We start from the raw sequence: 19,569 nt of genomic DNA, 5'->3' as shown, positions 1-19,569 counted from the left end.
GTCATGGGGCACCAGATGGGGACTGTTCCAGCACTACTGGGTGGTGATTTCACTGCTCATGAGCACAAGGGCAGGGTCGCGGCGGACGCCGACACCGCCTCGCTCGCGCTCGCGCTGGTCGGCGCGGCGCACCAGCTCCTGCTCACCCGTGGCCTGTATGCCCCCGACCTGCGTGAACGCTGCGCCAGGTGGTCACGGCGTTGATAGCGGGCGTCACCTGAGATCTGCCTACCCGGTGGCCTTTGCCTGCCTCCTGCCGACGTGGCAGTCCGCTCGGGCGAGCCGTCGCAGCGCGTCGAAGAGCTTTTCGTAGAAGACGGCGGCCTGCGTCAGCGGCGGAGTTCGACGCGACGTTCTGACCAGGCGCATTTCGATGGCGACCGTTTCCCTGGCGAGCCGCGCGTATCCGGCCAGCAGGGCGGGCTGGAGGTCGTGGCCGAGCTCTTCGAAGGCCACGAGCACGTCCGCCACCGTGTCGAGCGCTTCCGCCTCGGGCTGCACCCGCCATCCGCCCGCAAGGAGCAGGTTGATCAGCTGTTCCCTGGTCTGGCCCCACTTGGCGGGCCGAATCGGGGTGCGCCGCGAACCCGCGGGCGGGTGTTGCCGTACCGGCTGCGACGGGTCCTCCGTCGCGTCGATTAGTGTGCGGATGGTGGGCAGTGACAGGTCGCCGATCTCTACCAGAGCCCGGATCAGCCGTAGGCGATAGAGGTGGCCGTCGTCGTATTCGACCTGGTTGCAGCGCAGCGGACGCCCAGGAGGAAGCAGGCCCTCGCGCCGGTAGAACTTGATCGTAGCGATTGACAAGCCGCTCTTGTTGCTCAGCTCGCCTATCCGCAAGGTGCTCACCCCTACCGGTTCGAGACGGACATCAGCGGGGTGAGTCCCACCCACCCCGCTGACCTGTATTGCCGTTATGCGTGGCGACGGACCTGGGCGAGGAACGCGTCCTGCTGCGTGCCGTTCAGACGCGCCACACCCGGAACCGTGCTGAAGGTGCGGACCACGCCGCCGTCAAGCAGGTACCGGCCTTCGGGTGAAAGTACGACCTGCCGGCCGTCGGTCCGCTTGCCGTCCAGGATCAGTACATACTGCTGGCCGATCTGGTAGGCCGGGTCGTCGGCGATGCCGGAGGCGTCGTCACCGGTCCTGAACAGCGTGACCGTCGCGTCCGCGGACCCCTTGAGGGTCTCATCGGTCCGCAGGGTGATCGCCTGGGTGGGCACCCGGTCTACTCCGCCCGGCTCGGCCTGGGCTCCGACGACCAGGTCGTCTGCCTGACGCACCTCGGTCACGGTCGCCCGCACCACCGCGCTGCCCATCCGTACCGCCTGGCTCAGTGACCTGGGCTGGCTGCGCCAGATGGCCGCGTACTGCGGCGGGCCGCCGATCGTCTCGGTGCCCTCGACCGCCGCCGTGTGGTGCGAGGTGCGGTACATGGCCGAGATGTCGTTCCAGTTGTGCTGGACGGTGTTAGTGAGGTTGTTGTAGTAGCCCATCCCCATGCAGCCGTCGTTGGAGTGGTCCAGCCCGAACAGGTGGCCGACCTCCTGGCAGAAGATGCCGGTCTTCTCGGCCGAGGTGTAGCTGTAGTAGTAGTTCAGCCGGGCATGACCGTGGGTGATGTGGCTGCCGGAGGTGTAGTTGATGATCTCGGCGAGGCCGCCCCAGCCGGTGTTGCCATAGTTGCCGTCGAAGACACTGATGTCGGTGTGGGAGCCCACACGGGGCAGGGACAGGAGGGTGTGGCTGTCCCAGTCGTTGATGGACGCCTCGGCCTGGCTGAAGTTGGTCGCGGTGTCCTGGATCTGGATGGTGACGGTGGCGCCGTAGCGGTTCCAGTGCCAGCTGCCCCACTGGTGCGCGAACGCGGGTGGCGTTGTGGAGACCAGGACGAGTCCGATCGTTGCGGCCATTGCGAGTGCTGCCCTGATGGGTCGCAAGGCTGCACCTCCTTCGACACGGGGGGGTGAAAGTGCGGAAGGCACGTGCCAGCGTTTGTTACGCATGTCAGATCTGAGGCGAACGAAACGTAACAGGCTGGTCAAAGCCGGACAAGAGGGCATGGCGATTCCGCATTACCGCATCCCGTCAACCTGCGGCAATCGTCGTGTCGAGCTGATAGGTCAACTATCAGCTATAGGAGCGCGGCGCAGCCATCGATAGAGAACCAGCACTCCGCCCACCAGCGCGACACCTAGGAAGACCAACAGGTACGGGGAGGTCCCGCCCTGCTCGATGGCGATCGACCTGGTACGAGTACAGGCGTTGTCCTGGAACGGACTGCTCGCGTTGAGCGGATGGAACTCGTACCGCGCACCGGTCTTATACGTCCGATCAGCCGTAGTAATACCGCTCTCCGACGGCGTACCGACCACTTGGACGTCCTGACCGTCGTCCGTGCGTACGTGCGCGACGCGCCCCTCTCGCTCCACCGACAGCACCACGCCGATGAACACGTGCGGAGAAGGCGGAGGGGTCCCTGTGCAGTCGGCGAGAGCAGCTGCCGGCGCGACCGCCAGGGCCGCGCCCACGATGGCGCATAGGAGGCTGATCCGCAGTATGGCGGCCATACCCTTTTGACGTTTCGCAGCCCCTAGGCGTTCACCAACTCGTATCCGGCCTCTTCCACGACGGAGGAGCCCCAGGTCAAGCGTGGTCACGAACAGCCCCTTATGCGCCTCGGCGGCGGCTGTGGCGCCCCCAGCGGTACGGAGCCGGCCGCGAAAGGGTATGGCCTCGCTGAACCATGGGCACCCGGGCCGCAGCCCGGGTGCCGCTGTTGGTCAGAGTCGCTTGAGCAGGCCCTGCATCTGCTCGACTTCCGTCTGCTGGGCGGTCTCGATGGTCTTGGCCAGAGCCTTGGCCTCAGGGTTGGAGCCCTGGGACTGCTCGGTGCGGGCCATCTCAATCGCCCCGTTATGGTGAGCGGTCATCAGCTGGACGAACTGCTTGTCGAACGCGGCGCCCTTGGCCGCCTCCAGCTTCTTCATGTCCGCCTCGGACATGATCCCGGGCATGTTGTGACCCATGCCGCCGGAGGGCGCGGGCTTGCCCCAGGTCTTCAGCCAGCCCTGCATGGTCTGGATTTCCGGATCCTGCGCCGCCTTGATCTTCGCAGCCAGCTCCTTGACCTCCTTGTCGCTCGCGCGCGTCTCCGCCATCTCGGCCATCTCGACCGCCTGCTGGTGGTGCGGGATCATCATCTGCGCGAACATCACGTCGGCGTCGTTGAACGCCGCACTACTCGACTCGGTCGCGGTCGGAGCACTGCTCGCTTGGCTAGCGGCCGGAGCGCTGCTGGACATGGTGGACATGTCGTGCTCGCTGCCCCCGCCGCACGCCGTTAGCAGCGCCAGGGCGCCTGCGGCGATGCCGATGCTGAATACCCGGTTCGTGGTCATATTTGGCCATCTCTCTGCTGGTCTGCGTACGGGTCCTGAGCTGCCAAGCAGCCGGGCCTATATGCGCAGCACCGATAGGTGAGCCAGCTGTATCGAGGTCGGCGAGGGAGGCGGCCTAGCCGTCCGGGCCACCCAGGAGGGCCTGCTGGACTCGGCCTCCGGTGTCCACCGCGCCAGGGCGGCGCTCGCGATCAGCGCGATTGTCAGAAGCGACGTCAGTACGGCAAGGCAGACAGACGTCGGGTCGAGCCCGGGCATCTCATCGTTCAACACCCGACTGGCGTAGGACGGCAGCGCTGCAGCCGCTTGGTGCGACTCCATGGCGCGGTCGCCGGACATCTCGCCCATGGCCACGTGCCCGAGCGTGTGCATCCCACAGACGCCAAGTACGAGCATGACGAACAGGAGCCAACGCCCGGCAGCCAGCCCGGTAACGCGGATTGACCTGCCCATCGTCCCCCGAATCGCAATGGCGCCCTCCTCGTACATGAGACATCTTACGAGGATGGGTCGTAGAACATTGCGGCATTGCACGATCTGGAGCAGGCCGGAGTCGCCCTGTTCGCCGCCGACGAGCCCATCACCTTGAACGGCAAGCGCGCCGACAAGGTGCCCCACCCGGTGCCCGCCAAAGCCGCCGAAGGCAAGCACAAGACGCGCCTGATCCCCGATCCCATCAAAGGACCGATCGTCACTCAGATCTACACCTGGCGGGTCACCGAGCACCTCGGGTACGGCGACATCGTCGATCGGCTCAACGCCGACCTTGGACCGCTATCCCCCAGGGCAGTCGCTCAATCCCAATTACCGCGGCACGCCCGGATGGGGGCGCTCTGCCATCGTCGAAATCCCGAAGAACCCAAGTACACCGGCTACATGGTGTGGAACCGCAAGGCCACCACCAGCCGCAAGGGCAAAGGTCGGGGCACAAACAACCCGCCCAGCGCCTGGGTCTGGTCCGACTACCCCACGCACGAACCGCTCGTCACCTGCGAGATGTACGACGCCGCCCAAGGCGTCGGCCGGCAGCGTGCCCGTTCGCGCGTCGGCTCAACGGTGAACAAGCATCCCCAGACCAAGCGGACCTATGTGCTGAGGTCGTTCGTTGTATGCGAGATCTGTGGCACCCGCATGTACGGCAAATGCGATCTGCGTCATGCCGCCAAGACCGTCTACATGTCCTGCCAGCCGGGTCAGAACCGCAAGAACCGAGCGGTTCCGGAAAGCCACCCCACTGGCATTCGAGTCCGTGAGGACCATCTCCTCACGGCCGTTCACGACCTGTTCGCGCGCCGCGTGTTCGGACCGCACCGCCGTGAACTACTGGCAGTCGAACTGCCCAAGACCGACCAACGGGCACTGACGGACTGGAAGGCGACCCGGGGGGCGGTGAGTCGGACTCTGACCGAGTTGGGCCTGCGTATAGACCGACTGACCCGGCAGTTCGAGGAGACCGACCTCAATCCGGTCCTGGCACAGAAGCTGAACGTCCGCTTCATCGAGTTGCAGTCCGACCACCGCGCCAGGTCCGACCGGCTCGCCGAACTCGACGCCAACCCGCCTGAACCCGACCACGCGGAAGATCTGATCGACCGCCTGCCCATCCTGACCGGCAACTTGGCGCACGCCCCGGAGGAACTCCAGCGTGAACTGTTCGAGGTCTTCAACCTGGAGATCCGCTACGACGCCCGCACCAACCTCGCCACCATCAGGGTCACGCTGGACAGTGACACGATCGGCCATCTGATGACGGTGAGCAGAAAAGTGGTAAGTGAGCTGTCACCTTCCGGCAGGCCCGTGACCTGCACCGTGTCGGTCGGGTCGAGACCGCCTGGCGCATCAGCGACCGATCGCCTCCCGACGCATCGCGGTGAAGCAAGTCGGGCGAACCGCCCTCAACAAGACGAAAACGGGCCCCCTTTGCCCCGAAAGGCGAAGAGTGCCCGCTACGCAGATCTGATGAGTGCCCCCTGTAGGATTCGAACCTACGCACCCGGCTCCGGAGGCCGGTGCTCTATCCCCTGAGCTAAGGGGGCTCAACGAGTGATAAGGCTACCAGTATCGGGCCACCACTCCGCACCACGATAAAGGTCCAGCCACACATCCAAGGAAAACCCCACGTGACCGCGCCACTACGGGTAGCTTTGCGGCCGTGGGCGAGGTTCTTGGCAGGGTACTGGTCGTGGACGATGACGAGGTCATCCGTCAGTTGATCGCGGTGAACTTGAGCCTGGAAGGGTTCGAAGTCGCCACCGCCACCGATGGGCAGGACTGTCTCGAGCGGGTGCTCGATGTCATGCCCGATGTCATCACGCTTGACGTGATGATGCCGTTTCTTGACGGCTGGGTGACAGCGGAGAGGCTGCGTACCGATGAGGCGACCAGTCACATCAAGGTCGTGTTGATCACGGCGCGGGCGCAGGACGACGACAAGCGGCGGGGGCGAGGGATCGGCGTCGACGCCTATCTCACCAAGCCGTTCGACCCGGCGGAGCTCATTGAGGTGGTCCGCGATCTTGCGGCGGGAAGCCGGGTCTGAGCCCAACTCGTTTCGTTCAACGAGTGAGTGGGGTTGAGCTCAAGCGCCTCGATGGGCGTTGAGATCGAGCGGCCTCGATGGTGATCGCCGTCAATCAGGTCGCTGTTCGGGTGAAGGATTCTGGTAGGGGTTTGGGTCGGGCGGGGTGGGCAGTTGCGGCGCAGAATGCGCGAAGTGTCCCGATGTGCCGACCTCAGGGCCCGTCGACGTCGTCGTCGGGCCACTCCCCCACCACCGAAGCGTCAGCGTCCGCCACAGCCAGGCACGCGGGGCTATCGGTCCTCGGCCCAGTGCAGGCGTGCGGGTGGCATAGAGCGATAGAGCTAGGGCAGCACGCAGGGCCACGGGCGCCCAGTGCAGCCGCGTGAGGGCACAGGGCAAGAGGAGCGCACGAAGGTCGTCGGGGCTACAGCAGTGCGCGTGTCCGGGCCTCCGCCGCAGCCTGTGTACGCGTAGAGACCTCCAGCTTGCCCAAGATGTTGGACACGTGCACGCTCACCGTCTTCTGCGCGATGAACAGCCGTTCCGCGATCTCCCGGTTCGTCAACCCCTCCGCCACCAGCCTCAGCACCTCGGTCTCGCGTGCCGTCAGGCCCCCGTCGCCATGCCCGCCGCCGCCGGTGGTGAAGCGGGCTCGGCGGGCGAAGTCGCTCAGCGCGGTCTCCAACGGCGTGGCGCGGAGTTTGCCGGCTGCCTCGCGGGCCAGGTCCCACTCGGCCTGGGCTTCTGTACGGGCGCCTGCTGCCAGCAAGGCCTCCGCGAGGCGCCAGCGGGCGCGGGCTGCCTCATAGACGAAGCCGAAGTCGAATGCCGCCACCACGCGCCGCCACAGCTCCACGTCGAGGCGGCCGTGGACGCGGTGCCATTCGGCCTCCGCTCGCAGGGCCCAGGCTTGGCCCTCCGGGCCCATGGGGCCACGTTCGCCCACTGGGCCGGATTCGACGGCGAAGCGGACGCGGTTGAGGAGGTCGTCGGCGCCCTCCACCTGTCCTAGGTCGGCTAGGGCCCACAGGCCGATGGCGGCGACGCGCAAAGTGCCCGTCTCGCCGGGTTCGAGGGTGGCCATGGCGGCCTCTACGTGTTCGAGGGCCAGGGCGGGGTCGCCGCACCAGAGGGCGTGTTCGGCGGCCATGCCTCGGGACATGTAGGCGACGAGGAGGTCGGACCAGAACGGGCGTAGCCAGTTGAGGCGGGCTTCGACGGCGGGCAGGCCGCGGGCGACCTCTACGAACAGGGCGAACGACGACAGGACCGCCTCCGGCAGTGTGCCGACTCGAGCGCCGAAGCCGGCGGCGGTGGCCTCGGCCTCGTCCCATTCGCCGGCCACGTAGTGGATCAGGAAGCGAAGGAAGCGCAGGTCGGTGCCGTAGGTGCTCCAGTTGAGGCCGGTTTCGACCGCCAGGTGGATGCCCGCGTCGGCGATCTCGGCCGCCTCTACGAGCAGGCCCTGCTCGTAGAGGATGCGGGCGTAGTGGAAGCGGGCACGGAGGTCCATGGCCAGGTGGCCGGTGTTCGCGGCGGCGGCGGTCTGGGCGAGCGAGCGGGCCCGGGTCATGTCGCCTTCGTTTTCCGCGTGCAGAGCCAGGGTGAGCAGGGCGCCCGCTTCCGCGTCGCGGGCGCCTGCGGCTCTGGCCGTCTCGATGGCGCGGCGGGCGATGTCCTCGGCTTCGGCGTGCCAGGCGGACCAGGTGATCGTACGGGCATGGGTGGCCAGGGCTCGGGCGAGGGTGGGCGGGTCGGCGGCGGCTTCGACGGCACGTTGGGCCGCGGCGATGGCGCCTTCCTGGTCGTCGAGCTCGACCAGGTAATAGGCCAGCCGCTCGTTGACCTCGGAGGTCGGGGGCAGGGCGAGCAGTTGCTGGACGGCGCGGTGGTTGTCGCCGCTGTCGGCCGCCATCACCGCGCTGCGGAAGGCCAGCGTGGCCCGCTCCTCACCGGCGAGTTCGGCGGCGTCGGGGACTCGGTCCCACAGGCTCAGCACCCGGTCGTAGTGGCTGTGGGCTTCGGCGGGCGCGCCCAGGCGCTCGGCCAGCCGGCCGGCCTTCGCCGAGGCTGCCAGGGCTCCCGCCAGGTCGTGGCCGGCCAGGTGGTGGTGGGCGAGCTCGGCGGGCGAGGTGAGCAGTCGTGCGAAGTCGGCGTGCAGTCTGCTGCGCTCTCCGGGCAGCAGGTCGGTGTAGGCGGCTTCCTGCAGCAGAGCGTGCCTGAAGGCGTAACCGTAGCCGTCGACGCGGAGCAGGCCGCGCGAGACGATCTCGCGTACGGCCTCCTCGAAGTCGGCCAGCGGGAGCCCGGAGACCTCGCGCAGCAGCTCGTCCTCGACGCGGCGGCCGGCGACCGCGGCGGCGCGCAGCACTCGCTGGCCGGGCTCGGACAGCACCTCGACCCGGGACATCAGCAGGCTCGCCAGCCCGTCGGGCAGCGTGTCGCCCTCGGCCAGGGCGGCGAACAGCTCCTCGGCATAGAACGGGTTGCCGCCCGCGCGGGTGACGATCACGCCGAGCTCCTGTGCGTCCACATCGCCCAATGTCGCGACGTAATCAGACATCTCGCCGGAGTCGAGAGGGCCCAGTTCCAGGTGGGTGACGCTGGGCAGGCGCTTCAGCTCGGCCAGCACCGGCCGCAGGGGATGACGGCGGTGCAGGTCGTCGGTGCGGTAGGTGCCGACGACGCACACGCGCTCGCTCTGCACCATGCGGCTCAGGAACACCAGCAGGTCACGGGTCGAGCGGTCGGCCCAATGCAGGTCCTCGATCACGAACAGCACCGGCTGGACCTCGGCCAGCAGCCCCAGCAGCGAGCCGAACAGCCGCTGCTGCGTGAGCCCCGCCGGAGGCGCGCTCTCCACGCCCGGCAGCAACTGGCCGAGCAGGGGATGGGCGGCGGCCGCCTCGCGGACGGCGGGCTCGGCGCCGCGCAGGGCGTCGGCGAGCGGGAGGTAGGGCAGCGTGTCGCCCAGCTCGGCGCACTGCCCGACCAGCACGTTGAAGCCACGGGAACCGGCCTCGGCGACCAGCTCGGACACCAGCCGGGTCTTGCCGATGCCGGCGTCGCCGCCGACGAGCGCCACCTCGGCGGTGCCGAGAGCGGCGGATTCGAGCACACGCGCGAGTCTCGCCAGCTCAGCAGCGCGCCCGACCAGGAGACCCTTCACGGCAGCAACTATGCCACGCCTGGCCGACATTCCGATTGGCCCAGGAACGGGGTACCCGATTGGCTCTCAACAGCGGGCCAAAGCCGCTTTACGCTTATATTTCATGATCCCTTGGTCCACGTACGTGCTCTTCGTGGGCGCCTCGCTCGCGCTCGTGCTCATCCCTGGTCCGAACCACCTCTACATCACCGCCAGGGGCCTTTCCCAGGGCCGGGCGGCGGGGCTGGCCAGCGCGTTCGGCGTGGAGACCGGCACGCTGGTGCACATCGTGGCGGCCGCGGCCGGGCTCTCGTACCTGATCACGAGGTCCGCGACGCTGTTCGGGATCGTCAAGTGGGCAGGAGTCGCCTATCTCGTCTATCTGGGGGTACGCGCGCTCACCGGCAAGGAGCAGGCCGAATCCGAGGTGGCGCGGCCGCCGCAGCCGCTCGGCAAGGTGTTCCTCGAAGGCGTCGTGGTGAACCTGCTCAACCCCAAGGTCACGCTGTTCTTCCTGGCGTTGCTGCCACAGTTCGTGAAGCCGTCTGCGGGGTCGCCGGCGCTGCAGATCGTGGTGTTCGGCGTCACGCTGCTGGTGCTGGGGGTGCTCTCTGACCTGGTGTACGCGTTCACAGCCGGGGCGCTCGGCAGCCGCCTCGTCAGGAGGGCCAGGGGGCTGCGGCTCTTCAGCGGTGTGGTGTACCTGGGGCTGGGCGTGATCACGGCGTTCGCCGGGAGAAAATGACCGCATGGCGCCGAGGAAGCAGCAGGAGATCTTCGACGCGACGCTGCTGCTGGTCGCGGAGAAGGGGTATGACGGTCTGACCGTCGAGGGCGTGGCCGAGCGGTCGGGCGTCAACAAGACGACGATCTACCGCTGGTGGCCGTCGAAGGCCGCACTGCTGGGGGCGGCGCTGGTGGAGGCGGAGGCGCTGGAGTTCGAGGCGCCGGACACGGGGAGCCTGCGTGGCGATCTCGTCGCGCTCGTGGAGGGGGTCAGGCGGCTCCTCACCCAGCCGCCGGCCAGGGACATCGCGGTGGCCGCGCTCGGCGCCGCCGTACGCCATCCCGAGCTGGACGCGCGGCGGTTCTTCGCGGATCGGTTCGCGCGGGAGCGGCAGGTTTTCGAGCGTGCGGTACGGCGGGGCGAGCTGAAGCGGTCGGTCGACCCGATGCTCGTGGTCGATCTGCTGGCCGGGGCGGTGTGGGTCAGGGCGGTGTTCCGGGGGTTGCCGCTCACGGACGAATTCGCGAGTCAGGCGGTGTCCATGGTGCTCGATGGTGTCATGTCCTAAGGGACGACTTCGCGAGCCAGGCGGTGCCCGTGATGCTTGGTGGCGGTGTCATGTCTTAGTGGGATAAATCGGGACCGCCCACGCAGCCTGTCAGAGGGCCTCGGCAAGTGCGGCCGGAATGCGGTCCAGCACCGGGTACGACATCAGTCCATAGGCGTAAAAGTCCACCGCCAACGCCCCCGCCGCCTTGGCCCCCCGCGCCTTCGCGACCAGCCGATCGGCCGAGTCGCTGTCGGGATAACCGGGCCGCAGCACCGCGCGTACCTCCCGATCCTTGCCCACCGACCGCAGATACGCGCCCACGTCGTCGGCCACCCGGGCGGCGTCGCGCGCGTAGGCGAGCACCCCGAACGCGGGCACGAGGTCGCCGAGCGCCACCAGATCCACGCCCAGCTGCCAGGCGTCGTGCGCGGCCAGGCCGGGCGAGGGCAGCCCGTCGGTGTAGCCCTTGACGGCGCCGGTGGAGTCGATGAACACCAGCTTGGAGCCCTCGTCCGCCACGGCGGAGGCCACCTCGGAGACCAGCGTGGTGACGGTCTCCGACCGGGCGCGGGCGTAGGCGACCACCTCGGGCCCCGCGTACGCCGTCAGCGCCGCCCGGGTCACCTCGCCCTGCGCGGGCGGATCGCCGTCGAACACCCCGCCCACGATCCTGGCGCACTCCTCGCGGGCCACCTCGGCGTTGACGCCCAGGTCGGTGGCCCGGCGCATGCAGTAGTCGCAGAAGCACAGGCCGAACAGGTAGGCGTCCATCGGCCCGAGCGGTACGAACGAGCGCTGCGGTTTGAGCGGTCTGAAGTGCAGTGACTCGGCCACGACGCTGTCGACGCCGAGCCGGGCGACCGCCCTGGCCAACGCGACGGCGTACTGCCGCACATCGGGATGCGCCGGGCACAGGTCGGTGAGCGAGCCTCGATCGCCGAAGCAGTCGCGTACGGTCACATCTGGATGCTGGGTGCCGATCGTGGCATTGCGCAGGAAAACCGTCCAGCCATGGAGCTTCAGCCCTCGCTCCGAACAGGCTTCGCGCAGGCCGTCGAGCGCGTTCTGGTATCCGGCCGTCGGCCTGAGCCGCAGACCGGAGAACAGGTCGGCCGGCGGGACGAAGTGGGCGCCGTCGTGGCGGAGCGTGAGCCTGGACAGTCCGTGCGGGGTGACGTCGCGGGAGGCGTGGTGTACGGCGCCGACGGTCACGCCCGCCACGCCGTACCCGCTGATCCTGTCGAGCACCCGCTCGACGCCCTCGCCGCGTAGATCTTCGACGAAGACGTACACCGAACTGTCCACGGACCGACCTTACGCGCTCTTGTGCGCGACGAAGTCGATCTCCACCAGGATGTCCATCAGGTCCGAGCCGACGGTCGTGCGGACTGGGTACGGCTGGCTGAAGTACGACTTGTACACCTCGTTGTAGGCGGCGAAGTCGCGCTTGAGATGCTGCAGGTGGACCGTGGCCTTGACCACGTCGTCGAAGCCGAGGCCGTGGGCGGCGAGAATGGCGCCGAGGTTGCGCATGGTCTGGTGGGTCTGGGCGGCCACGTCGTCGCCGACGACCTCACCGGTCTGCGGGTCGAGCGGCCCCGCGCCCGAGGTGTAGACGAAGTCGCCGACGACCAGACCTTGGGAGTACGCGCCGACCGGGGCCGCGCCCTCGGTGGTCCTCAATTCCTTCTTCACAACATCTCCCTATTTACCAGCATTTATCAGCCAAATTGGGTGCTTATTGTGCCGACGCGGCGGTAGTCCCGGTCGACCACCGGGAGCGTGCGCCACTTGTCGAAGGCGGTGCACGGGTGCGAGATGCCGAAGGCGAGCAGGTCGCCCGGCTTGAGCCCGTCGGCGCGAACGACCGTGTGCTGGTCCTGCATCTTCACGATCGTGACGCCGCCGCGCCGGGGAACGGGCAGGCCCTCGTCGTACGGCGCGTCCCGCTTGCCCAGGCCGACGATCGCCAGCCCCGGCTCGGGCGTGGACAGCACGTGCGCCCACACCTCCATCGCGGGCCGCAGCTCGCCGGGGACGCGGTTGAAGGGCGTGCGCTCGCGGTAGTAGCCGTCGTCGTGGGTGACGTACGCTCCGGCGCGCAGGACGATCCTGGCCTGGGTGGCGACGAGCTCGCGCCCGATCACGTCGAACCACTGGCTGCCGCCGACGGTCAGGATGGGATTCTTGACGCGGATGTGCTCGGCGGCATCCTGCAACAGATACAGATATTTCCGGACCTCGGGCGCCGTCTTCAGCGCCCCTTCGTACCCGGCGATACCCGCCAGCTCCACCCCGTCGGTCCGCTGTACATGCGCGGCCACCTCCAGCAGCTGATCCAGCGTCCGGCACCCGGCCCGCGCGCCCTCATGCCCGAGCTCGACCAGCACGCTGAACGGCCGCGACGAGGCATGCCGGGCCAGGATGTCCACCCCGGCCACGGAGTCCACGAAGGACAGGAAGTCGAAGCCCGGGTCGGCGGCCAGCTCCGTCGCCGCCCACTCCAGCCCGGCCGGGTCCACCATCTGGTTGGCCACCATGACCCTGGCCGCGCCGAACTCCCGCACCGCCATCGCCTGCCGCGCCGTCGCCACGGTGAGCGCCCATGCGCCCGCTTCGAGCTGCATGGTGGCGATCTCTCGGGACATGTGCGTCTTGGCGTGCGGCGCCAGCTCCATGCCGTGATCGCGGGCGAAGGCGGCCATGGTCGCGATGTTGTGCTCGAGCGCCTCCTGATGCACGAGCATCAGGGGGAGGGTGGCCCCGTCGAAGACGGACCGATTGTGTTCGTGGATTCCCTGCACAACACCCCCATTTGTCCGCGCCTGACCCTATCTCATGTTTATTTTATGATCTTGTACGGCAAGCCCGGTGAGCCCCACCCGCCGCACGGGGCCGGGCCCTGTCCAGGGGCACGCTCCTCCGGTGGAGGTGGCTGGGCGCCGTGACGTGCGCATTCTGGGCCCCGTCCGTGGTTCCAGGGGGCGCCGACCGGTTACGGGCGCAGTGCTCGTCCCGGAGTCTTGCCCGTCAAGACGCCGTTCGCCAGCACCGGCACCCCCGACACGAGCACGTCGTCCACGCCCATCGCCGGTGTGCGCGGAGTCTCGTACGTGGCCAGGTCCGTCACCGTCGCCGGATCGATCACCACCACGTCGGCCGCGAAGCCGCGCCGGAGCAGGCCGCGGTCCGTCAGGCCGAAGCGTCGCGCCGGGTGCGACGACAGGTGAACGGCGGCCTGCCCCCACGTCCAGTCGCCCAGCTCACGCACGTGCCGTCCCAGGAACCGGGCGAACGCGCCGAAGCCACGAGGATGCGGGTGCCCGCCCACGTAGATGCCGTCCGAGCCGCCCGTATGCGAAGGGTGGCGCAGCACGCGGCGTACCGACTCCTCCCCCTCCGGGCCCTCGTCGGGACGCGCCGTCACGCAGCCCGCCTCCAGGCGCGTCTCTATGAGCAGGCGGCGGCAGAACTCGTGCGGCGCCAAGCCCGCCCGCTCGGCCGCCTCGACCATGCCCAGGCCCTCCGCCCACTCCAGGCCGGGAGCGTGGGAGATGGTCAGGCGCGGCCAGGTCTGCGCCAGCTCCGGCCACCAGGCGTCGAGCTCCCCGGACGACAGCATCTCCAGGGCGCGGTCCGGCTCGGCGCCCGGGACCTCGGGTGGCAGGACGACCATCGCGAGGATGGTGTTGCCGCGCAGGTAGGGGTAGGAGTCGAAGGTCAGGTCCACGCCATCGGACAGTGCCTCCTCCACCAGGGGGAGCAGGACGTCGGCGGGTCCGTGCAGGTGGGATATGTGCACGGCCGTACCGGATCGGTGGGCTATCTCGACGACCTCCGACATGCCTACGTCGGCTCGCTCGCCGTAGGCGCGCATGTGGGTGACGTACGGCAGGCCCGCGAGTGGTGCGCACAGGGCGGCCAGTTCCGCCGCTGAGGCGTAGCGGCCCGGCAGGTACTCCAGGCCGCTCGACAGGCCGACCGCGCCGTCCGCCAGGCCGCGTTCGACGTGGGCGAGCAGGCGGGTCAGCTCGTCGGGTGCGGGGACGCCTGAGGAGGGGCCCATGACGTCGTAGCGGATCGTGCCGTGCGGGATCAGGTAGGCGGTGTTGAGCGCGACCGCGCGGTCGTACCCCTGGAGCAACTCGGCGACCGACAGCCCGCCACCGGAACGCACGCCATCCGAGACACGGGGGCCGTTCACCGCTGCGAAGTAGCGTTCGGCGTAGGCGACGGTGTCGGCGGAGCCGGGGGCGAAGGACAGGCCATCCTGTCCCAGTACGAAAGTGGTCACTCCCTGGCGAAGCGTCGCCAACTGTACGGCGGGGTCGAAGACGGCCGCGTCGCCGTGGGCGTGGCAGTCGATGAACCCCGGTGCGACGAACCGTCCGTTCGCGTCGATCACGGAGGCGGCCTCCGCGCCGTCGAGGCGGCCCACGGCGGCGACCCGGTCGCCGGTGATCGCCACATCGGCTCGGTACGGCGGCGCCCCCGTCCCGTCGAGCACGTGTCCGCCGCTGATGATCACATCGAAAGCCACTCAAGGATTAAACATGATCCAGCAGGTACCGCGCGGCTGCGGTCCTACCCGGGAAACCCGTCCGGCGGCTGTCGTCGACTCGAACGGCCGACAAAACAGAACATGATCACTTTTGATCAAGCTTGAGATGGTTAATGCGCTACATGGCTATTTGTCCACTATATGAGCGGGAATTACCTCAAGACGCTCGTTGGTCGAGGCGGGACACATGGCCGTGCTCTTCGCCGGAGACGGAGAAGGTCATGATCGAAAGAGGTGCGCTCGTCGTCCTCGGATCGGCTCTTGTCGCCGCCCTCGCCCTGCCTCAGGGCTTCACCGCGGCGATCCCGGCCACCCGTACGGCGGCCCTGTCGACACGGCTGAACCCGTGCGACGACAAGGGCCAGGGCTGCCCGAAGGGCTACTCCGACGGCTATGCCAACGGCGTACGGTGCCAGCCCTCCCGCCCAGGTAAACACCCGGCCTCAGGCCAGCCGGACTACAGACTCGGCTACAAGGTCGGCTGGGCGGTGGGCCGGAAGCACGCCGGCTGTGGCGGGGGCGGTACTTCCGGGCGCGCCCAGTCCAGGCACCAGGGCAAGAGACGGGGCGCCGCGGACGCGGCCAGGTTCCACCGGTGTGTGAAGAAGCACTTCAAGGGCCGGTCGAAGACGTTCAAGCACGGTTATAAGGCCGCCAACCCCCACTGCTAGGACCACCGGCCGTCAGTCGGAGATCCGGAGCTCCGGGCGGTCGCAGCCCGTGGTCGTGGTGGCGACCGGATGCTTGGCGAGCAGTTCGCGGGCCTGCGACCTGGCCAGGTTCCAGCCGTTCCACGCGTCCGGCTGGTTCAGGCCGTTGGTCTTGATCACGTCGGTCAGTACGCAGCTGCGTTGCGGCTCCGGGAGCCGGTCCAGGGCCGGTACGGCTTCCGCGCCGAGGTCGCCCAGGTAGTCCGCGTCCAGCTTGGCCGGCCCGCGTACCACCACCTGTGTCCGGGCCACCTGGAAGTCCGGGTTGACGATCGCGAACGCGCCCAGTCCGAGCCCGGTGACCAGCACGACCGTGCGGGGCAGCCAGCCGGAGCCGCGACCGGCCAGCCGGGCCGCGCCCGCCAGTATGACCAGGGCGAACAGCGCGCCCAGCCACCACACCGTGGCCTGCACCGACAGGCGCAGCCGGGACAGGCCGTACGCCTCGGTGTAGAGGTCCATACGGTGCAGCGCGGAGGCCAGCACGACCATGGTGAGAGCGCAGAGCACGCCGAGCTGGCCGGCCAGCAGCCAGCGTTCGCGCCGCTCGGTCCGGAGCAGGCCGGCCACGACGGCGACGATGCACAGCACGAACACGCTGACGACGACGAGCTGGAAGAAGCCCTGCCGGGCGTACTCGGCGTAGGTGAGGCCGGCGGTCTTCAGCACCCAGGAGTCGCCGCCGAACAGCACGGTGATCTGTACTGCCACGAACGCCGCGAACAGCAGGTTCACCGCGGTCAGCGGCACCACCCAGACGCTCCTGGAGACGCTGAACTTGACCTCGGGCCCGACCGGATCCACCACGGGCCGCAGCGCGACCAGCACCACGGCGGCCAGCAGCACGGCCCCGACCACGAACAGGAAGATCCGCAGCGGCACCGACTCGGCCCAGTCCGGGGTCGCGGTCAGGCGCTCCAGGTAGGTGGCGAACACGGCGTCGGCCGAGGCGAACAGCAGGCCGAACACCACCAGCAACACCGCCGTGATGCCCAGCGCCGCGACCATGGGCAGGATGCGCCGCTTGGCGGTCAGCCGCTTCAGCGGCTTGGCCAGGAACCACGGCACCGGCCCCAGCGCGAGCAGCACCGACACGCCGCCCCTGATCACGCCCAGCCAGCCGAACCCCGCCCCGGAGACGGCCAGCGCCAGCAGCCCGCACCCGGCCATGAACAGGATCCCGACCAGCCAGTCGGCGTCCCGTACGGCGGCCATCGCGATCAGCCAGTAGGCGGTCAGGCCGAACAGCACCGTCCACGGCGTGATCCGCCGCAGCACCGCGGGCAGCGCCGCGGCGCCCAGCACCATCGTGACCAGGACGATGCCCAGCCCCACCTGCGCGTCCGGCAACGCCACGGCCGTGAACACGCCGGCCCCCGCCGCCGCCGGCAGCAGCCAGCGCGGCGTCTCGGGCAGGTCCGGACGTGGGAAGAGCGGCGGCGGGACGTACGGCGGAGGCGGGGACTGCGGCCCATGCACCTGCGGACCAGGCACTTGCGGCCCATGCACCTGCGGACCAGGCTGCCCCGGCCCCTGGTACGGCTGGCCCGGCAGCCGACCCTGAGCGGGCTGGTACGGCAATGCACCGGCAGCCCGTCGCCCGGTGCCCGCCCCCAGAGACACCCCGACACCCCCGATGAGCGCGGTGACCAGCACGAGCGTGATGAGCGCGGCCGTATCGCTGCCCGTCGCCACACTGACGAACACGGCCCCGAACAGCCCGGCCAGGAACCCGAGAAGCAACCCGATGACTCCTCCCCCGACCATCCGCGCAAGCCGCCCAGCGGACACCGGCACCGCCGACATGGCCGCCCGCGCCGACGACGGCGAAGCCCCCGACAAACCCCCCGCCGGAGCCAGAGCGACCGGCTGACCCGAGACCATCGGCTGACCCGGAACCACCGGCTGAGCCAGCGCGACCAGCTGCGCCAACGAGTCCGACAAAGCCGCTGGGACCGGCTGGGCCGACGGGACCGGTGGGACCGACGACACCGGCGACTCCGGCTCCTGAGCCGACGAAGCCGACGTAGCCGCGAGCACCGCCTGCCCCGCCGTCTCGGTCTCCGGCGTGGCCTCCGCATCCCCCGCGGCCTTCACCTCAGACAGACCCGGCTCAACCACACCGACGGCCGGCGCCACACGAGCCTCCGGCACCCCGCCCTCGAGTGCCTCCGGCACCCCGCCCTCGAGTAAGGCATCGCCCGCCGTAACGGGCGCCACCCCTTCGTCGGCCCCCGAAACGGGTTCTAATGGCGTATCCGCCATGATGGTCCTCCCTGGTAGATCGACGATCATGCGGCACCCCGCGCAGTCGTCGATGCGGATCGAACCGCCGTGCAGTTCGACGATCTCCTTCACGATCGCCAGCCCCAGCCCGGCACCCCCGCCGTCCGCCGTCCGCCCCGCGTCCAGCCGGGAGAAGCGCTCGAACACCCGCCCGTGAGCCGAGGCGGGGATCCCCGGCCCCTGGTCGGCGATGGTGATGCGGACCCCGTCCCCGTCGGGCGCGCCCGTCACGGTGACCGAGCCTCCGGGAGGGCTGTGGCGTACCGCGTTGTCGAGCAGGTTCGCCAGGACCTGGGCGAGCAGGTCGGGGTCGGCGCGTACGACGAGGTCGGCGGGGGCCGCCGGGGTGAGCCGGACATCCTCCCGCGCCAGCGCGGCCTCGCGCACGGCCTGCTCCAGCAGCGGCGCGAGCTCGACCGCCTCCGGTTCCATGAGGCGTACGCCCGAGTCGAGCCGTGACAGGTCGAGCAGTTGCGCCACGAGCCGGCCGAGCCGTTCGGTCTGGGCGAGCGCGGTCTTCATGGTGACCGGGTCGGCCGCGGAGACGCCGTCCACGACGTTCTCCAGGACGGCGCGCAGGCCGGTGATGGGGGTGCGCAGCTCGTGGCTGACGTTCGCGACGAGCTCGCGCCGTTGCCGGTCGACCTCGCCGAGGTCGGCCGCCATCGCGTTGAACGCCCTGGCCAGCTCCCCGACCTCGTCGCGCGAGGTGGCGCGGACGCGCAGCGTGTAGCGGCCCTTGGCGATGGTCTGGGCGGCCCTGGCCATCTGGCGCAGCGGCTTGGTCATGCCCATGGCGAGCACCTGCACCATGATCAGGGCGAGGATCAGCGCGACCACGATCCGGATGGGCCGGGACAGGCCGGAGTTGATGCCGACCTCGTTGACCAGGAAGGCGGTGCCCACGGCCAGCACGATCACCAGGCCGAGCTTGACCTTGATGCGGCCGAGGAAGTCCAGCGGCTGTCTCATCGGCGGACCAGCGCGTAGCCGACGCCGTGCACCGTACGGACGACGCCGGAGCCGAGCTTGCGGCGTAACGCGCGTACGTGGCTGTCCACGGTCCTGGTCGCGGCGGCCTCGGAGAAGCCCCACACGTCCGACAGCAGCCGGTCGCGCTCGAAGACCTGGCCGGGCCGTTCGGCCAGGCGGCGCAGCAGGTCGAACTCCGTCCTGGTGAGCTGCGCCTCGGCGCCGCGGACGAACACCCGGCGGGCCGCGGTGTCGATCTCCACCTCGCCCACCCTGATCACCGTGTCCTCGGAGGCGAGCTGAAGGGCCCGCTCGACCCGGCGCAGCAGCGCGTGGATCCGGGCCACCAGCTCTCGCATGCTGAACGGCTTGGCCAGGTAGTCGTCCGCGCCCACCCCGAGCCCGACCAGCACGTCGGTCTCCTCACCGAGCGCGGTCAGCATGAGCACCGGCACCGGCCGGGCCGCCTGCATCCGGCGGCACACCTCCAGCCCGTCGAGTCCCGGCAGCAGCCGGTCCAGGATCACCAGATCGGGCTCCGCCCTTCCGTACTCGGTCAGGGCCGTCTCCCCGTCCCCCGCCACCCTGACGTCGAACCCCTCGGCCGCCAGCCGGTTCCGTACGGCCAGGGCGATGGTCTCGTCGTCCTCGACCAGGAGGATGCGTCGCTGCTCTGCCACGGACGAAAGC

Annotated in this window: 18 protein-coding genes, 1 tRNA gene and 1 pseudogene; 6 read left to right on the top strand and 14 right to left on the bottom strand. The window is 69.3% G+C overall.

What is annotated here, in order from left to right; translation table 11 throughout:
- The first annotated feature begins 15 nt into the window (after nt 1-15).
- Nucleotides 16-204 (top strand): hypothetical protein, encoded by a 189-nt coding sequence (locus ACGFJ2_RS06960; RefSeq protein WP_357941568.1) that lies wholly within the window; start codon nt 16-18, stop codon nt 202-204.
- A gap of 24 nt (nt 205-228) precedes the next feature.
- On the opposite strand, the gene ACGFJ2_RS06955 is transcribed toward ACGFJ2_RS06960, so the two are convergent.
- The 5 genes from ACGFJ2_RS06955 to ACGFJ2_RS06935 form a co-directional block, all read right to left on the bottom strand.
- Nucleotides 229-849 carry a MerR family transcriptional regulator gene (locus ACGFJ2_RS06955; RefSeq protein ID WP_357941566.1) on the bottom strand — a complete coding sequence of 207 codons (621 nt, stop codon included), beginning with the start codon at nt 847-849 and terminating at the stop codon, nt 229-231.
- A 65-nt stretch (nt 850-914) separates the two neighbouring features.
- Nucleotides 915-1,916 (bottom strand): hypothetical protein, encoded by a 1,002-nt coding sequence (locus ACGFJ2_RS06950; protein WP_357941564.1) that lies wholly within the window; start codon nt 1,914-1,916, stop codon nt 915-917.
- A 210-nt stretch (nt 1,917-2,126) separates the two neighbouring features.
- The gene (locus ACGFJ2_RS06945; protein ID WP_358206910.1) at nt 2,127-2,573 is read right to left on the bottom strand and encodes a hypothetical protein; all 447 of its coding nucleotides are present in this window, start codon (nt 2,571-2,573) and stop codon (nt 2,127-2,129) included.
- Between the two features lie 213 nt (nt 2,574-2,786).
- The gene (locus tag ACGFJ2_RS06940; RefSeq protein ID WP_357941560.1) at nt 2,787-3,404 is read right to left on the bottom strand and encodes a DUF305 domain-containing protein; all 618 of its coding nucleotides are present in this window, start codon (nt 3,402-3,404) and stop codon (nt 2,787-2,789) included.
- 57 nt (nt 3,405-3,461) lie between these two features.
- Nucleotides 3,462-4,055, bottom strand: a complete 594-nt coding sequence (locus ACGFJ2_RS06935; protein ID WP_393465570.1) for a DUF6153 family protein — start codon at nt 4,053-4,055, stop codon at nt 3,462-3,464.
- Here ACGFJ2_RS06935 and ACGFJ2_RS06930 point away from each other — a divergent pair.
- Nucleotides 4,014-4,409: pseudogene (locus ACGFJ2_RS06930) on the top strand (recombinase family protein); the annotation flags it as partial. The gene ACGFJ2_RS06935 and the pseudogene ACGFJ2_RS06930 overlap by 42 nt on opposite strands.
- Nucleotides 4,410-4,724: 315 nt before the next feature.
- Here ACGFJ2_RS06930 and ACGFJ2_RS06925 read toward each other — a convergent pair.
- Both ACGFJ2_RS06925 and ACGFJ2_RS06920 read right to left on the bottom strand, forming a co-directional pair.
- Nucleotides 4,725-5,147 (bottom strand): hypothetical protein, encoded by a 423-nt coding sequence (locus ACGFJ2_RS06925; protein ID WP_393465567.1) that lies wholly within the window; start codon nt 5,145-5,147, stop codon nt 4,725-4,727.
- Between the two features lie 221 nt (nt 5,148-5,368).
- Nucleotides 5,369-5,440, bottom strand: a tRNA-Arg gene (locus ACGFJ2_RS06920).
- 116 nt (nt 5,441-5,556) lie between these two features.
- On the opposite strand from ACGFJ2_RS06920, the gene ACGFJ2_RS06915 reads away from it, so the two are divergent.
- Nucleotides 5,557-5,943: a response regulator gene (locus tag ACGFJ2_RS06915; RefSeq protein WP_357941552.1), complete on the top strand. Its 387-nt coding sequence runs from the start codon at nt 5,557-5,559 to the stop codon at nt 5,941-5,943.
- A gap of 406 nt (nt 5,944-6,349) precedes the next feature.
- Here the strand turns inward: ACGFJ2_RS06915 and ACGFJ2_RS06910 are convergent, their stop codons facing one another.
- A complete protein-coding gene (locus ACGFJ2_RS06910; RefSeq protein WP_358206073.1) occupies nt 6,350-9,094 on the bottom strand; it encodes an AAA family ATPase in 2,745 nt (914 codons plus the stop codon).
- Between the two features lie 103 nt (nt 9,095-9,197).
- Here ACGFJ2_RS06910 and ACGFJ2_RS06905 point away from each other — a divergent pair, with 103 nt between their 5' ends.
- Both ACGFJ2_RS06905 and ACGFJ2_RS06900 read left to right on the top strand, forming a co-directional pair.
- Entirely contained in the window at nt 9,198-9,818 is a 621-nt protein-coding gene (locus tag ACGFJ2_RS06905; protein ID WP_357941548.1) for a LysE family translocator, read from the top strand.
- 4 nt (nt 9,819-9,822) lie between these two features.
- Nucleotides 9,823-10,368 (top strand): TetR/AcrR family transcriptional regulator, encoded by a 546-nt coding sequence (locus ACGFJ2_RS06900; protein ID WP_357941546.1) that lies wholly within the window; start codon nt 9,823-9,825, stop codon nt 10,366-10,368.
- Between the two features lie 90 nt (nt 10,369-10,458).
- Here ACGFJ2_RS06900 and ACGFJ2_RS06895 read toward each other — a convergent pair whose 3' ends face one another.
- The 4 genes from ACGFJ2_RS06895 to ACGFJ2_RS06880 all read right to left on the bottom strand — a co-directional run bounded on the left by ACGFJ2_RS06895 (nt 10,459) and on the right by ACGFJ2_RS06880 (nt 14,890).
- A complete protein-coding gene (locus ACGFJ2_RS06895) occupies nt 10,459-11,655 on the bottom strand; it encodes a hypothetical protein (protein ID WP_358206059.1) in 1,197 nt (398 codons plus the stop codon).
- Between the two features lie 9 nt (nt 11,656-11,664).
- Nucleotides 11,665-12,045 carry a Rid family detoxifying hydrolase gene (locus ACGFJ2_RS06890; RefSeq protein ID WP_357941542.1) on the bottom strand — a complete coding sequence of 127 codons (381 nt, stop codon included), beginning with the start codon at nt 12,043-12,045 and terminating at the stop codon, nt 11,665-11,667.
- Nucleotides 12,046-12,071: 26 nt separating this feature from the next.
- Entirely contained in the window at nt 12,072-13,097 is a 1,026-nt protein-coding gene (locus tag ACGFJ2_RS06885) for an alanine racemase (RefSeq protein WP_393465559.1), read from the bottom strand.
- A gap of 248 nt (nt 13,098-13,345) precedes the next feature.
- The gene (locus tag ACGFJ2_RS06880; protein ID WP_357941538.1) at nt 13,346-14,890 is read right to left on the bottom strand and encodes an amidohydrolase family protein; all 1,545 of its coding nucleotides are present in this window, start codon (nt 14,888-14,890) and stop codon (nt 13,346-13,348) included.
- Between the two features lie 242 nt (nt 14,891-15,132).
- On the opposite strand from ACGFJ2_RS06880, the gene ACGFJ2_RS06875 reads away from it, so the two are divergent.
- Nucleotides 15,133-15,582: a hypothetical protein gene (locus ACGFJ2_RS06875; protein ID WP_357941536.1), complete on the top strand. Its 450-nt coding sequence runs from the start codon at nt 15,133-15,135 to the stop codon at nt 15,580-15,582.
- 12 nt (nt 15,583-15,594) lie between these two features.
- On the opposite strand, the gene ACGFJ2_RS06870 is transcribed toward ACGFJ2_RS06875, so the two are convergent.
- Entirely contained in the window at nt 15,595-18,879 is a 3,285-nt protein-coding gene (locus ACGFJ2_RS06870; RefSeq protein ID WP_393465555.1) for a DUF4153 domain-containing protein, read from the bottom strand.
- Nucleotides 18,876-19,559, bottom strand: coding sequence for a response regulator transcription factor (locus tag ACGFJ2_RS06865; protein ID WP_357941532.1), 684 nt, complete (start codon nt 19,557-19,559; stop codon nt 18,876-18,878). Before ACGFJ2_RS06865 ends, ACGFJ2_RS06870 begins: the two co-directional genes overlap by 4 nt.
- Nucleotides 19,560-19,569 lie beyond the last annotated feature (10 nt).

This window comes from Nonomuraea sp. NPDC049028, from assembly GCF_043197735.1.
Lineage (GTDB): Bacteria > Actinomycetota > Actinomycetes > Streptosporangiales > Streptosporangiaceae > Nonomuraea.
Note: the sequence above shows the minus strand (reverse complement) of the source record. Positions and strands in the feature narration are given on the sequence as shown.